Annotated in this window: 10 protein-coding genes; 1 reads left to right on the top strand and 9 read right to left on the bottom strand. The window is 64.6% G+C overall.

The window, feature by feature from the left end; all coding sequences use genetic code 11:
• The first annotated feature begins 37 nt into the window (after positions 1-37).
• Complete coding sequence (locus AC1RR3_RS35985) at positions 38-937, top strand: LysR substrate-binding domain-containing protein (RefSeq protein ID WP_492829629.1); 900 nt, start codon at positions 38-40, stop codon at positions 935-937.
• A gap of 1 nt (position 938) precedes the next feature.
• Here AC1RR3_RS35985 and AC1RR3_RS35980 read toward each other — a convergent pair whose 3' ends face one another.
• The 9 genes from AC1RR3_RS35980 to AC1RR3_RS35940 all read right to left on the bottom strand — a co-directional run bounded on the left by AC1RR3_RS35980 (position 939) and on the right by AC1RR3_RS35940 (position 12,109).
• A complete protein-coding gene (locus AC1RR3_RS35980; RefSeq protein ID WP_492829628.1) occupies positions 939-2,411 on the bottom strand; it encodes an amidase in 1,473 nt (490 codons plus the stop codon).
• A 16-nt stretch (positions 2,412-2,427) separates the two neighbouring features.
• A complete protein-coding gene (locus tag AC1RR3_RS35975) occupies positions 2,428-3,225 on the bottom strand; it encodes an FAD binding domain-containing protein (RefSeq protein WP_492829626.1) in 798 nt (265 codons plus the stop codon).
• 11 nt (positions 3,226-3,236) lie between these two features.
• Positions 3,237-5,624, bottom strand: coding sequence for a xanthine dehydrogenase family protein molybdopterin-binding subunit (locus AC1RR3_RS35970; RefSeq protein WP_492829625.1), 2,388 nt, complete (start codon positions 5,622-5,624; stop codon positions 3,237-3,239).
• A gap of 2 nt (positions 5,625-5,626) precedes the next feature.
• Positions 5,627-6,118, bottom strand: a complete 492-nt coding sequence (locus AC1RR3_RS35965) for a (2Fe-2S)-binding protein (RefSeq protein WP_492829623.1) — start codon at positions 6,116-6,118, stop codon at positions 5,627-5,629.
• 21 nt (positions 6,119-6,139) lie between these two features.
• The gene (locus AC1RR3_RS35960; protein WP_492829621.1) at positions 6,140-7,246 is read right to left on the bottom strand and encodes an ABC transporter ATP-binding protein; all 1,107 of its coding nucleotides are present in this window, start codon (positions 7,244-7,246) and stop codon (positions 6,140-6,142) included.
• 18 nt (positions 7,247-7,264) lie between these two features.
• Positions 7,265-8,155, bottom strand: a complete 891-nt coding sequence (locus AC1RR3_RS35955; protein WP_492829620.1) for an ABC transporter permease — start codon at positions 8,153-8,155, stop codon at positions 7,265-7,267.
• Positions 8,152-9,042: an ABC transporter permease gene (locus AC1RR3_RS35950; RefSeq protein ID WP_492829618.1), complete on the bottom strand. Its 891-nt coding sequence runs from the start codon at positions 9,040-9,042 to the stop codon at positions 8,152-8,154. Before AC1RR3_RS35950 ends, AC1RR3_RS35955 begins: the two co-directional genes overlap by 4 nt.
• 76 nt (positions 9,043-9,118) lie before the next feature.
• Entirely contained in the window at positions 9,119-10,480 is a 1,362-nt protein-coding gene (locus AC1RR3_RS35945; protein WP_492829617.1) for an ABC transporter substrate-binding protein, read from the bottom strand.
• A 327-nt stretch (positions 10,481-10,807) separates the two neighbouring features.
• Positions 10,808-12,109 (bottom strand): MFS transporter, encoded by a 1,302-nt coding sequence (locus AC1RR3_RS35940; protein ID WP_492829616.1) that lies wholly within the window; start codon positions 12,107-12,109, stop codon positions 10,808-10,810.
• Between the last annotated feature and the right edge of the window lie 308 nt (positions 12,110-12,417).

Here is a 12,417-nt window from a genome sequence, read left to right as displayed (position 1 = left end):
TGGAACTTGCATAAATTCTGGGCGACATGGACGCCGCATGAACCTCATCAGTCTCGACATCCGCATGCTCCGGTCGCTGATCTCGGTGGTCGAGACCGGCAGCATCACCGAGACCGCACGCCGGCTGGGCCGCACCCAGCCGGCGATCACCCTGCAATTGCAGCGGCTGGAGGAGCTCACCGGCAAGCAATTGTTCGAGCATGCCGGCCGACGGTTGACGCTGACCGACGACGGGACCACGGTTCTCACCTACGCCAAATCCATCCTGAGGTTGCATGACGAGCTGATTTCGCAACTGGACTCCCAGGAAATCGAGGGCCAGGTCGTGCTCGGCACGCCCGATCTCTATGCCGCGTTCATGCTGCCCTCGATCCTCAGCGTGTTCCGAAAATCCTTTCCGCGCGTGCAGGTCGAGCTCAACTGTGCGCTCTCGACGCCGCTGGTCGGCCTGGTCAAGCGCGGCGACGTCGATATCGCGCTCGTCACCCGCATGAACGATTTCACCGGCGGCCAGGTGGTGCGGCGTGAGCAACTGGTCTGGATGACCGGCGAGCAGTCCGCTGCGCACCAGGAACGCCCGATCCCGCTGGCTCTATTGCCGCCCGGCAACATCTATCGCGACTACGCCATCGACACGCTGGAGCGCGCGAATTTGCGCTGGCGCATCGCATGCGTCAGCGAAAGCGTCGGCGGCCTGCAGGCCGCGGCCTTCGCCGGCATGGCCGTGACCGTGCTCGGCCGCAGCGCGCTGGTGCCGGCGATGCGCGAGATCGGCCCCAACGAGGGCTTGCCGCCGCTGCCGAAGATCGAGCTGCTGCTCTACAAATCGAGCGGCGCTACCTCGAAGGCGGCCACCGCCCTGCACGACTACCTCGCGCACTATCTGCGCCTCGACGAAGAGCTCAGCGGCCGCGGCGCGCCGATCGAGCTGTCGTAGCTTACGCTTTCTGGCGTAGCGCCAATTGCGGCCAGAACTTTGCCCAGGGCTGCGCCGCTTCGAACGCCGCGGCGATGCGGAAGATCGTGGGTTCGTCGAGCCAGGGCGCGACAATCTGGAGGCCGATCGGCATTCCGTCGCGATCGAAGCCGCACGGCAGCGTTGCGGCCGGCAGGCCGGCGAGATTGATCGGCCAGGTGAAGGGCGACCAGCCGAGATGCGGATCGACCTCGCGGCCGTCGATCTTGCCGACACCGATCTGGCCGGCCTCGAACGCCGTCACCGCAACCGTCGGCGTTACCAGCGCATCGACGCGCTCGAACAGCTTTACGAACGCATTGCGTGCCTGACCGCGGCGATAGCTGGCCTCGATATAGTCGGTGCCGCTGTAGTGCCGGCCGGTCGTGATCACGTCGCGGTAGTCGGCTTCGGAGCTTGCGAGATCGGCCGTCGTCTTGGTCGCGACGGCAGCCGCCTGCTCGGTAAAGGCAATCGGCTTCAGCGTGTGTTCCAGAATGCCGGGATCAAGACCCGGACCATCCATGGAGACCTGCGCGCCGCAGGAGTCGAGAATGGCGAGCGCCTTGTTGAAGGCCGCCCGCACATCGGGACTGACCGCGGCGTAGCCGAGATCGACGCTGGCGCCGATGCGGATGCCGTTCAACGAGGCCGCATTCGCATCGAATCGCCGCGACGCCACCGGCAGACTTGCGGCATCGCGCACGTCGTAGCCAGCGATGATCTCCAGCGTCAGCGCGGCATCCGCCACCGTCCGCGTGATCGGCCCGGTATGGGCGAGCGACGCCCAGGACGGCGGCGAGAAGCCGGGCGAGCGCGGCACGAGGCCGAAGGTTGGCTTCAGCCCAAACACACCGCAGAACGATGACGGCACGCGGATCGAGCCGACACCGTCGGTGCCGATCGCGATCGGGCCGCAGCCGGCGGCCACACCGGCGGCCGCGCCGCCGCTCGATCCGCCGCTGGTGCGGCCGGGATTCCAGGGGTTTCGGGTCGTGCCTGTGACAGGGCTATCGGCCGTCAATTTGTAGCCGGACTCGCAAGTCGTGGTCTTGCAGGTGACGATCGCACCTGATGCCTTCAGCGCCGCGACCACCGCGGCGTCGACATCGGGCACGAACGTCTTGTTCATCGGCGAGCCGGCATAAGCCGGAACGCCCGCAACGAAGACGAGGTCCTTGATCGTAACAGGCACGCCGGCGAGCGGTCCCTTGGCTTCGCCCGCGCGCATCTCCCGGGTAAGGCGGTCGGCATCCGCCCTCGCCTGCTCGTACATCGGCGTGACCACCGCGTTGCAGGCCTCATGCGTCGCCTCGAGCGCGGCGATGGTGTCGTCGACGACATCGCGCGGGGTGAACGCCTTGCGCCGGTAGCCAGCCATCAGCTCGGTTGCAGAAAGCGCGCCAAGGCCAGTCGGCGCCGGCGGAAAGGCCGCTCGGCCGGAACCATCAGTCATCATCAACCCTAAGAAGTTAGCTGAGCGCCGCGTCGACGGCGCGCTTGGCCATAACCGTGACGAGATGTGCACGGTAATCGGCTTCGGCGTGGATATCGGAGGTGAGGCCGTCGTTATCGATCTTGATTGCCGCAATCGCGGACGGATCGAAATTCTCCGACAGCGCCGCCTCCATCGGCGGCACGCGGAACACGCCGGGACCCGCGCCGGTTACGGCGACGCGGACACCATCGGCGAATTTCGCGACGAACACGCCGACCAGCGCATAACGCGACGCCGGCGCCTTGAACTTTGCGTAGCCGGCCTTGACCGGCACCGGAAAGCGGATCGCCGTGATGATCTCGGCGGGTTCGAGTGCGGTCTCGAACAGACCGAGGAAGAACTTGTCCGCCGCGATCTCGCGCGTGCTGGTGAGGATGGTGGCACCGAGACCGAGAACGCCAGCCGGGTAATCCGCCGCGGGATCGTTGTTGGCAACTGAGCCGCCGATGGTGCCACGGCTGCGCACGGCTGGATCCCCGATCATCGCGGCCAGCGCGGCGAGCCCGGGGATTTTCGCCTGCACGAGCTTCGAGGCCGCGACAACCGCATGCGGCGTCATCGCCCCGATGGTGATGGTGGCACCGTCGTCGGTGATGCCCTTCATGTTTCCGAGCTTGGAAAGATCGACCAGCGCAACGGGGCTGGCCAATCGCTGCTTCAGCGTCGGGATCAGCGTCATGCCGCCGGCAACGAGCTTGCTGTCCTCGATCGAGGTCAGCAGCTTGGCCGCGTCGGGAATTTGTTCGGGTTGGTGATAGGCAAACGGCTTCATTGTTGTCCTCCCTATTCCGCGGCAACCGGTAGCGACGCATTCTGCAGCAGGCGCCAGATCCGGTTCGGCGTCGCCGGCATGTCGACATGGGTGACGCCGAGATGCGACAGCGCATCGACCACCGCATTGATGACGGCGGCCGGCGAGCCGATGGTGCCGACTTCGCCGCACCCCTTCACGCCCATCGGCGTGTGCGTGCAGAGCGTCGAGTGGGTCTCGACCTTCATCATCGGCATGTGATCGGCCCGCGGCATGCAGTAATCCATCAGCGAGCCCGACAGGAGCTGACCGGAGCCCTCGTCATAGACCGCGTTCTCGAACAGCGCCTGGCCGACACCTTGCACGATACCGCCATGCAACTGGCCTTCGACGATCATCGGGTTGATGACCGTGCCGACATCATCCACCGCCGTGTAGTTGACCAGCGTCACCGTTCCCGTCTCCGGATCGACCTCGACCTCCGCGATGTGGCAACCGCCGGGATAGGTGAAGTTGACGGGGTCGTAGTAGGCCTGCTCTTCCAGTCCCGGCTCCAGCACTTCGAGCGGATAATTGTGTGGCACGTAGGCGGCGCCCGCGATCTCCTCGAACGTCTTGGTGCGATCCGTGCCCGCGACCGAGAATTTTCCGGCTTCGAACTGGATATCCACTTCGGCCGCCTCGAGCAGATGCGCGGCGATCTTCTTGCCCTTTGTGATGACCTTATCCGTAGCTTTCGACAGCGCGGCGCCGCCGACCACGAGGGAGCGCGAACCATAGGTGCCCATGCCGAACTGCACGCGGTCGGTGTCGCCGAACACGATGTCGACATTCTCGAAGGATACGCCGAGCTTCTCCGAGACGATCTGCGCGAACGTCGTCTCGTGGCCCTGGCCGTGATTGTGCGTGCCGATCATCACCGTCACCTGGCCGGTCGGATGCACGCGCACCGTGGCGCTCTCGTAAAGACCGCCGCGCGCGCCCAGCCGCCCCGCGAAGCGCGACGGCGCAAGACCGCAGGCCTCGACATAGGTGGAGTAGCCGAGCCCGCGGAATTTGCCCTTGCTGGCCGAGGCCGCCTTGCGCACGCCAAAGTTCTTGACGTCGGCCGCAACCAGCGCGCCGTCGAGGCATCCCATCGGATCGCCGGAATCGTACTGCACCAGCACCGGCGTCTGATACGGATAGGCCTCCTTCGGGATCATGTTACGGCGGCGGATCTCGACGCGGTCGATCCCCATCTCGCTGGCTGCGACATCGACGATGCGCTCCAGCACGAAGGTCGCCTCGGGCCGGCCTGCGCCGCGATAGGCGTCGACAGGCACGGTGTTGGTGAAGACGACCTTCACGTTGCAGTAGATCGCGGGCGTGGTGTAGACGCCGCCGAGCAGCGGACCATAAAGATTGGTCGGGATGTTCGGCCCGAAGGTCGAGAGATAGCCGCCCATATTGGCGAGGGTGTTGACGCGAAAGGCGAGAAACTTTCCGGTCTCGTCGAGCGCCAGCTCGGCCTCGGTGACGTGATCGCGGCCGTGGCGGTCGGAGACGTAGCCCTCGGAGCGGCTGGCCACCCACTTGATCGGCCGCTTCACGCGCTTGGCCGCCCAGGTGATCACGGCCTCCTCGCCATAGTGGAACTGCTTGACGCCGAAACCACCGCCGACATCGGGCGCGACAACACGCAGCTTGTGCTGCGGGATATTCAACACCAGCGCGCCCATCAGGAAGCGCACGACGTGCGGGAACTGGCTGGTGGTCCACAGTGTGAATCGGTCCGTGCCCGGCTCGTATTCGGCGATCGCCGCGCGCGGCTCCATCGGATTGCCGATCAGGCGGTTGTTGACGAGGCTGAGCTTTGCGACATGCGCGGCTTTACGGAATGCGGTCTCGACCGCGGTTTTGTCACCAAGCTCCCAGTCGCAGCAGATGTTGTTCGGCACATCGTCGAACAATTGCGGCGCGCCAGGACGGACCGCCTCGAGCACGCCGACCACAGAGGGCAGCACCTCGTAGTCGATGGTCAACAGCTCGGCCGCGGCATTGGCCTGCTCCGGCGTCTCGGCAATGACGAAAGCCACCATATCGCCGACGAAGCGCACCTTGCCCTGTGCCAGCATCGGAAACGGCGGCTCCTTCATCGGCACGCCCTTGGCGTCGCTAATGCCCCAGCCACAGGGCAACGAGCCGAGACCGTCGACCTTGACGTCGTCGCCGGTCAGAACGGCGATGACGCCGGGCGAGGCCAGCGCCGCGCTCTTGTCGATACCGCGCAGGATCGCATGGCCATGCGGCGAGCGCACGAACACGCCCGCCGTCAAGCCGGGACGCTTGATGTCGGAGACGTAATTGCCACGTCCCGTAAGAAAGCGCTGGTCTTCTTTCCGCTTCGGTGAGGCGCCGATCCCGATCACATTGCCCATGGTCACTCTCCCTTGGCGGCGTTCATGGCGGCCGCGCCTGCCATCACCGAGACGACGATGTTCTGGTAGCCGGTACAGCGACAGATGTTGCCTTCCAGCCCGTGGCGGACGTCGGCCTCGGTGAGATCAGGCTTCTCGGCGGCAAGCGCCACCGCGGTCATCAGCATGCCCGGCGTGCAGAAACCGCACTGCAGGCCGTGATGCTCGCGGAAGGCCTCCTGCATCGGATGCATCTGGTTCGAACCGGGCGCACCTTGCAGACCCTCAATCGTCAGCAGCGTCGCGCCGTCGAGCGCGGGGGCCAGCAGCGTACAGCTCTTCACGGGAAGACCGTTGAAATGCACCACGCAGGCGCCGCACTGGCTGGTGTCGCAGCCGATATGGGTGCCGGTGAGGTTGAGCTGCTCGCGCAGCAGCTCGGCGACGAGCGTCGCCGGTTCGACGTCCACGGTGGTGGGCCGGCCGTTGAGTGTGAAGGATATCTGCACGGTCATACTCCTGTGCGCGACGGATGTTTAGGCGAGTGGAAGTGCGCTGCCGGTGGCCCATGTGGCCATGACGACGTCGCCGACGGTGAAGGGATCTGCGAAGAAAGTCTTTTCCGGCACGTAAGCGACGAACTCGTCGTCCGGCACGGTGTCGAGCATGACCTTGACGAAATAGCCCTGGTATTCAATCGCGAGCACGCGGCTCGGCAGCGACGTGGTGCAGCCCGGCGGCAACTCCCGGCCCGGCCTGACCAGCGCGACATCGTCGCGGCGCACGGCGATATCCACCTTGTCGCCGACGCTGACGTTGGAGCGCGCCTGAAGCGGAACCTCGATGCCATCAGGCGCCGCTTGCGCGAGGGTAAAGCTCGCGCCGTTGACCTTCTCCACCCGGCCCGACAGCACGTTCTGGCCGCCCATGAATTCGGCGACATAGCGGTCATGGGGGTGAGCGTAGACGTCGCGCGCCGCGCCGGCCTGCTTGATCTTGCCCTGCTCCATCACCACCACGAGGTCGGCGAGCGCGATCGCCTCGAGCTGGGTGTGCGTGACATGGATGAAGGTGATGCCGAGCTCCCGCTGCATCCGCCGTAACTCCTGCCGCATCTGCACGCGGAGCTGCTCGTCCAGCGCGGACAGCGGCTCGTCGAGCAGCAACACCCGCGGCTCGGTGATCGCCGCGCGCGCCAGCGCCACCCGCTGCTGCTGGCCGCCGGACAGCTGCGCCGGCAGGCGGTCGGCGAATTGCGTCAGCCGCACCTTTTCGATCATGGCGTCGGCGGCGCGCAGGCGATCAGTCTTGGACTGGCCCCGCACCCGCAAGGCAAAGGCGATGTTCTCGCGCACGGTGAGGTGCGGGAACAGCGCGTAGGACTGGAACATCATTGCCGTGCGCCGCTGCACCGGCGCGAGCCCGACGACGTTCTGCCCGCCGATCACGATCTCGCCGGCGGTCGGATCCTCATGGCCGGCGATCATGCGCAAGATCGTGGTCTTGCCGCAGCCGGAGGGACCGATGAAGCAGCAATAGGCGCCGTCGGCGATCCTGAGATTGACACCGTCGACCACATTGGTGACGCCGTCAAAGCTCTTGCAGACGCCTGCCAGTTCGATATCGCCGCGATCGTTCTTCATTCCAAGCTCAACCCTTGCTCAACCCTTGGCCCGACTGCCACGCTTCTTCTGGATCAGCACGATGCTGCCGAGGCTCGCACCGATGACGATGAAGGAGACGATGGTCGTGACCGTGCCGAGCGCGTAAAGCGAGGGTGAGGTGACGTTCAGCGTCATGCTCCAGATTTCCAGCGGCAGCGTGTTGAGTGAGCCCGCGGTCTGAAGGCTGCGGGCGAACTCGTCATAAGACAGCGTGAAACCGAACAGCGCCACCGCGACAAGGCCGGGTGCCAGCACCGGGATCATCACCAGCCGGATTGACTGCCAGCGGCTGGCGCCGAGATCGTAGGCCGCCTCCTCCCAGACGTGATTGAAGCGCGACATCACCGCGAACATCACAAGCACGCCGAACGGCAGCGTCCAGGACAGCTGCGCGCCGAGCGCCGAGGTGTACCAGCTCGCGTTGAGCCCGAGCGCCTGAAACAGAAGTCCCGTGCCGAGGCCGAGCACGAGGCCCGGCGCGACCAGGCTGCCGATCATCATGTAAAACACGACAGTGTCGCCGCGAAAGCGCTTGCGGAAGCCGAGGCCGGCGAGGAACGAGACCACCACCGTGATGACGGTGACGATGACCGCGAGCTTGATCGAGCGGTCGAACGAGCCCTTGACGTCGCCGGTCCGCACCTGGGTGAAGAGATCGACGAACCAATGGAGCGAATGCCCCTTCATCGGGAAGACGAGGCCGCCGCGGATGTCCTGGAACGACAGGATGTAGATGCAGAACATCGGGCCGTAGAGTGCAATCACGTAAGCCGCGAACAGCGTCGCCAGCACGTAGAACGTCCAGGGCCGGCCACCCTTGCTGGGCGCGATGGCTTTGGTGGTCGCGGGCGCGACCGCTTCTGGCATATCGGCGAGAACCGCGCTCATCGCGTGATCTCCTGCCTGATGTCGACGGTGCGCAAAATCAGCGAGACGATCGCGACCAGCACCAGCGTCAGCAGCACGGCGCTCGCCGCCGCGGTCGGATATTGCAGCACGCCGACGTCCTCGTAGAACGCGCTGACCACCGAGGCCGAGCCGCCGCCGGACATCACCTTGACCACGAAGAAGTCGCCCATCACGATCGAGACCACGAAGATGGTGCCGAGCGCGATGCCGCTCTTGGACATCGGCACCACGATCAGGCGCATGATGTCGAAGCGGCTGGCGCCGGCGTCGATCGCGGCCTCGATCAGCTTCTTGTCGATCCGCGCCATGGAATTGAAGATCGGCACGATCATGAAGATCGTGAGCTGGTGGACATAGGCGATGACGACTGCAAGGTCGGAGAACAGCAGCACTTCCAGCGGCTGACGGATCACGCCGGTTGCGAGCAGCGCCTGGTTGATCAGGCCTTCCTTGCCGAGCAGCGGGATCCAGGAAATCATCCGGATGATGTTCGAGGTCCAGAACGGCACCGTGCAGAGCAGGAACAGGCCGATCGCCAGCAGCTGATTGCGGACGTGGAAGACAAGGAAATAGGCGACGAAGAAGCCGATGATCAGGGTGAAGACCCAGGTCAGCACCGTGAACTTGATTGTCGCCAGATACAGCTTCAGCGTCAGCGCCGAATGCAGCACCTCGACATAGCTTGCCAGCGTAAAGCCCGGCGTCAGCCCGCCGAAGCCGTCGGTGGCAAAGAAGCTCGCGGCCAGCACGACCAGGATCGGCGCCACGAAGAACGGCACCAGCACCAGCACCAGCGGCGATACGTAGAGCCAGCCGGCGAGATTGGTGCGTGGCGGAGATTGAGCGGGACTTGCACTTGGCTGCATATCGGCCTCGAAGTCGGTCTTCTCGCACCGGCGCGGTTCACGCGCCGGTGCCTCGCCACATCAGGGGAAGCAGGTTTCACGCCACCTTGAAGTCATTCCAGCGCTTGTTCATGTAGGCGGCCTCGTCCATCAGCGTGTTCCAGCACGAGATGTTCTTGACGCGATCAAGGAACGAGCCGCCGTCACGCTTGGTGCCGACCTTCTCCATCGGCACGCCGTAGGGATCGTTGATCACCGCGGGTGCCGGCTTGCCGTCGTACCAGAAGTCCCATTCCGCCGCGGTGAGGAATTTCTTGGCCGTCGACGGCACCGGGCTGTAGTAGCCGTAGCGTCCGACGAAGCCGCCCTGCCAGCCCGACAGATACCAGTTGAGATATTCGTAGGCCGCATCGAGCTTCTTGCCGGAGAGATGCTTCATCAGGCCCATGCCGTTGCACCAGCCGCGATAGCCTTCCTTGCCGTTCTTGACGTTGACAGGCGCGTAGACGCAGGGGATTTCCTTGACGCGAACGGCCGCGACCGCCGGCGACCACATCGACTGGATCACCACTTCGCCCGCCGCCATCAGCTGCACCGACTGGTCGAAGGTGGTCCAGGTCGCGCGGAACTGGCCCTGCTTCTTCAGCTCGATCAGCTTGTTGCAGGTGAAGTCGATCTCCTCCTTGGTCATGTTGCCCTTGTTGCCGTACTTGATCAGTCCAGCACTTTCGAAGCAGAGCGCGGCGTCCATGATGCCGATCGCGGGCACGTCGAGGATGGCGGCCTTGCCCTTGAATTTGGGATCGATCAGATCCTTCCACTCGGTCACTTCGTGGCCGACGAGATCGGGGCGGTAGCCGATGGAGTCCGCGTTGTAGACCTGCGGCAGGAAGGTCGCCCATTCGGTGACGCCGTCATGCAAATCGGTCGAGTCGGGCTTGGCGATATACATCGCCTCGTAGGGCGAGATGCCCTGGCGCGGGATCTTGTGGCCGTCGATCTCGCCCTTGGTGAAGATCGGCAGGATGTTGTCGAACTCCTTGATCTTCTTGACCTCGATGCCCTGGATCACGCTGCGCTTGGCGGCGAGCTTGGCCTGCCAGCCCTCGAGATCGGCGATATCGACCGTATTAGGCTGGCTTATGAAGCGGTTGATGGCGGCGGAGGTGTCGAGGTTCTGCATCGTCACCTTGAAGCCGAGATCCTTGGCCGCCTGGTCGCCGATCGCCTTCACCACCGAATAGGAGACGCCGACATGGCGCAGCTCGATGTCCTTGATCTCCTGCGCCCAGATGGTCGGGAAGCCGCCGATCGCATCCGCTCCTGCGGCTGCGCCTGCGACTGCCGCCGCACCCTTCAACAGCGTGCGCCGGCTCAGCTTTTTGGTCGATCTGACGTCCGCTTTGGTTTCCGTCCCCGTTGAAACGGAAGTGGATGTCCGCTTATCCCTGTCAAGCATGGCAACCCTCGTTGGTTACGATAAACGCCCGCACCGATCGCCATTGACCGGCTGCGATGTGATCAGTTGCGCGTGAGGCTAGGGGCGGGATTTTGCGAAGTAAAATTGGAAGTAAAAATTCGCCGCATAAACGCGGCTAATGGTTCGCCCCGCTGCATTTGCTTTCGGCAGCACCGCATAAGAAGGCGTCAGGACGTGTATGCAAGGAGGCGCGCCGGACCGCGAGGGCCCGTTCGCGCGGCAGGCGCGATCAGGCTTGCGATGCGGGTTGCCGCAACGTTGTGCGTGGCGCGCGTCCGCGACGAAGCAGCGCGCCGTCGATCGATCTCAGGATTTCAGCGCGTCGCGCGCCGTCTCCGGCGCCATCAGCGTTGCGACGATCGTGATGATCGACAGCGCGATGATATAGACCGAGACCGCCCAGTACGAGCCGGCCCACGCCAGCAGTGCGGTTGCGATCAGCGGCGAGAAGCCGCCGCTGATCGCGGCCGCAACGTTCGCGCCGAGCGACGCGCCGCTGTAGCGCACCTGGGTGCGGAACAATTCCGGCATGAAGGCGGCTTTTGGTCCGAACAGCAGCGCATGCGTCAGCGTCATCGTGACGACGAGCGCAAGCGTGATGAGCGCGGGCTCCCTGGTGTCGAGGAACCAGAACAGCGGAAACGCCAGCGCCACCGAGAACACGCCGCCGGCCAGATACAGCGCCTTGCGGCCGAAGACGTCGGACAGCCAGCCGGCGAGCGGCAGCGTCGCGAACTCGACGATCGCGGCATAGACCACGGCATTCAGGATCACCTGGCGCGGCAGGCCGAGCTTGGTCGTGGCATAGACCACGGTGAAGACCGTGAGGAGATAAGCGAGCCCGACTTCCGACACCGTGATGCCGACCGCGAGCAGAAAGCTGCGCCAGTCGCAACGAAGCACTTCCCATACCGGCTGCGCCAGCACTTCCTTGCGCTCCACGACGTCCCTGAAGTGCGGCGTCTCGGCGAGCCTCAAGCGCACGATGAAGCCGACGCCGACCAGCAGAATGCTGATCCAGAACGGCATGCGCCAGCCCCAGCTCAGAAAGTCCGCCTCGGGCAGTTGCGTCATCAGCGCAAAGATGCCGGTGGACGCGGCAACGCCGACGGGAAAGCCGATCTGCACCAGGCTGCCGTAGAAGCCGCGGCGGTTGCCGGCATGCTCAACGACCATGACGACCGCGCCGCTCCATTCGCCCCCGAGCCCGATGCCCTGGATGAAGCGCAGGATGACGAGGAAAATCGGCGCCCAGACGCCGATCTGGCTGTAGGTCGGCAGGCAGCCGATCAGGAAGGTGCCGAGCCCCATCGCGATCATGGTCGCGACCAGCATGGTCTTGCGGCCGAGCCGGTCACCGTAATGCCCGATGATCGCACCGCCGATCGGCCGCGCCACGAATCCGACCGCATAGGTCGAGAATGCCGCAAGCGTGCCGACGAAGGGATCGAAGCTCGGGAAGAACAGCTTGTTGAGCACCAGCGCAGCCGCCGTGCCGTAGATCAGGAAGTCGTACCACTCGATCGCGGTGCCGAGCGCGGCTGCCCACACCACATGCGCCGTCGTCGATCTCTCCGTCGCTGCGGAGACCCCCGTTGCTGCCGACATGCCACGCCCCACAATTCCTGAGAGCATCATGGCCAATCGTGATGGTGGTTGCAACCTGCCCGCGCATTTGATCGCTCTCGTGCCCCGGACGCTGCGCAGCACGAAGTGATGCGCTGCAGAGCCGGGACACGAGAGAGTCGATTGGGACGGCTTCACTGTCATTGCGAGGAGCACTTGCGACGAAGCAATCCAGGCTGCGTCCGTGGAGAAGGTCTGGATTGCTTCGCTGCGCTCGCAATTGTGCAAGTCCACTAATTCGCTGATCGAGAGATTTCGGTTTTGGCGGCGGCAAAATCTTTTGGAGACTT

The organism is Bradyrhizobium sp. GW821-FHT13H05 (genome assembly GCF_058804065.1).
Note: the sequence above shows the minus strand (reverse complement) of the source record. Positions and strands in the feature narration are given on the sequence as shown.

Excerpts from the sequence above, each read along its gene's own strand:
- AC1RR3_RS35985 (WP_492829629.1), top strand. The coding sequence starts at position 38 with ATGAACCTCATCAGTCTCGACATCCGCATGCTCCGGTCGCTGATCTCG.
- AC1RR3_RS35965 (WP_492829623.1), bottom strand. The coding sequence starts at position 6,118 with ATGACCGTGCAGATATCCTTCACACTCAACGGCCGGCCCACCACCGTG.
- AC1RR3_RS35980 (WP_492829628.1), bottom strand. The coding sequence starts at position 2,411 with ATGACTGATGGTTCCGGCCGAGCGGCCTTTCCGCCGGCGCCGACTGGC.
- AC1RR3_RS35940 (WP_492829616.1), bottom strand. The coding sequence starts at position 12,109 with ATGTCGGCAGCAACGGGGGTCTCCGCAGCGACGGAGAGATCGACGACG.
- AC1RR3_RS35975 (WP_492829626.1), bottom strand. The coding sequence starts at position 3,225 with ATGAAGCCGTTTGCCTATCACCAACCCGAACAAATTCCCGACGCGGCC.
- AC1RR3_RS35970 (WP_492829625.1), bottom strand. The coding sequence starts at position 5,624 with ATGGGCAATGTGATCGGGATCGGCGCCTCACCGAAGCGGAAAGAAGAC.
- AC1RR3_RS35945 (WP_492829617.1), bottom strand. The coding sequence starts at position 10,480 with ATGCTTGACAGGGATAAGCGGACATCCACTTCCGTTTCAACGGGGACG.
- AC1RR3_RS35960 (WP_492829621.1), bottom strand. The coding sequence starts at position 7,246 with ATGAAGAACGATCGCGGCGATATCGAACTGGCAGGCGTCTGCAAGAGC.
- AC1RR3_RS35955 (WP_492829620.1), bottom strand. The coding sequence starts at position 8,155 with ATGAGCGCGGTTCTCGCCGATATGCCAGAAGCGGTCGCGCCCGCGACC.
- AC1RR3_RS35950 (WP_492829618.1), bottom strand. The coding sequence starts at position 9,042 with ATGCAGCCAAGTGCAAGTCCCGCTCAATCTCCGCCACGCACCAATCTC.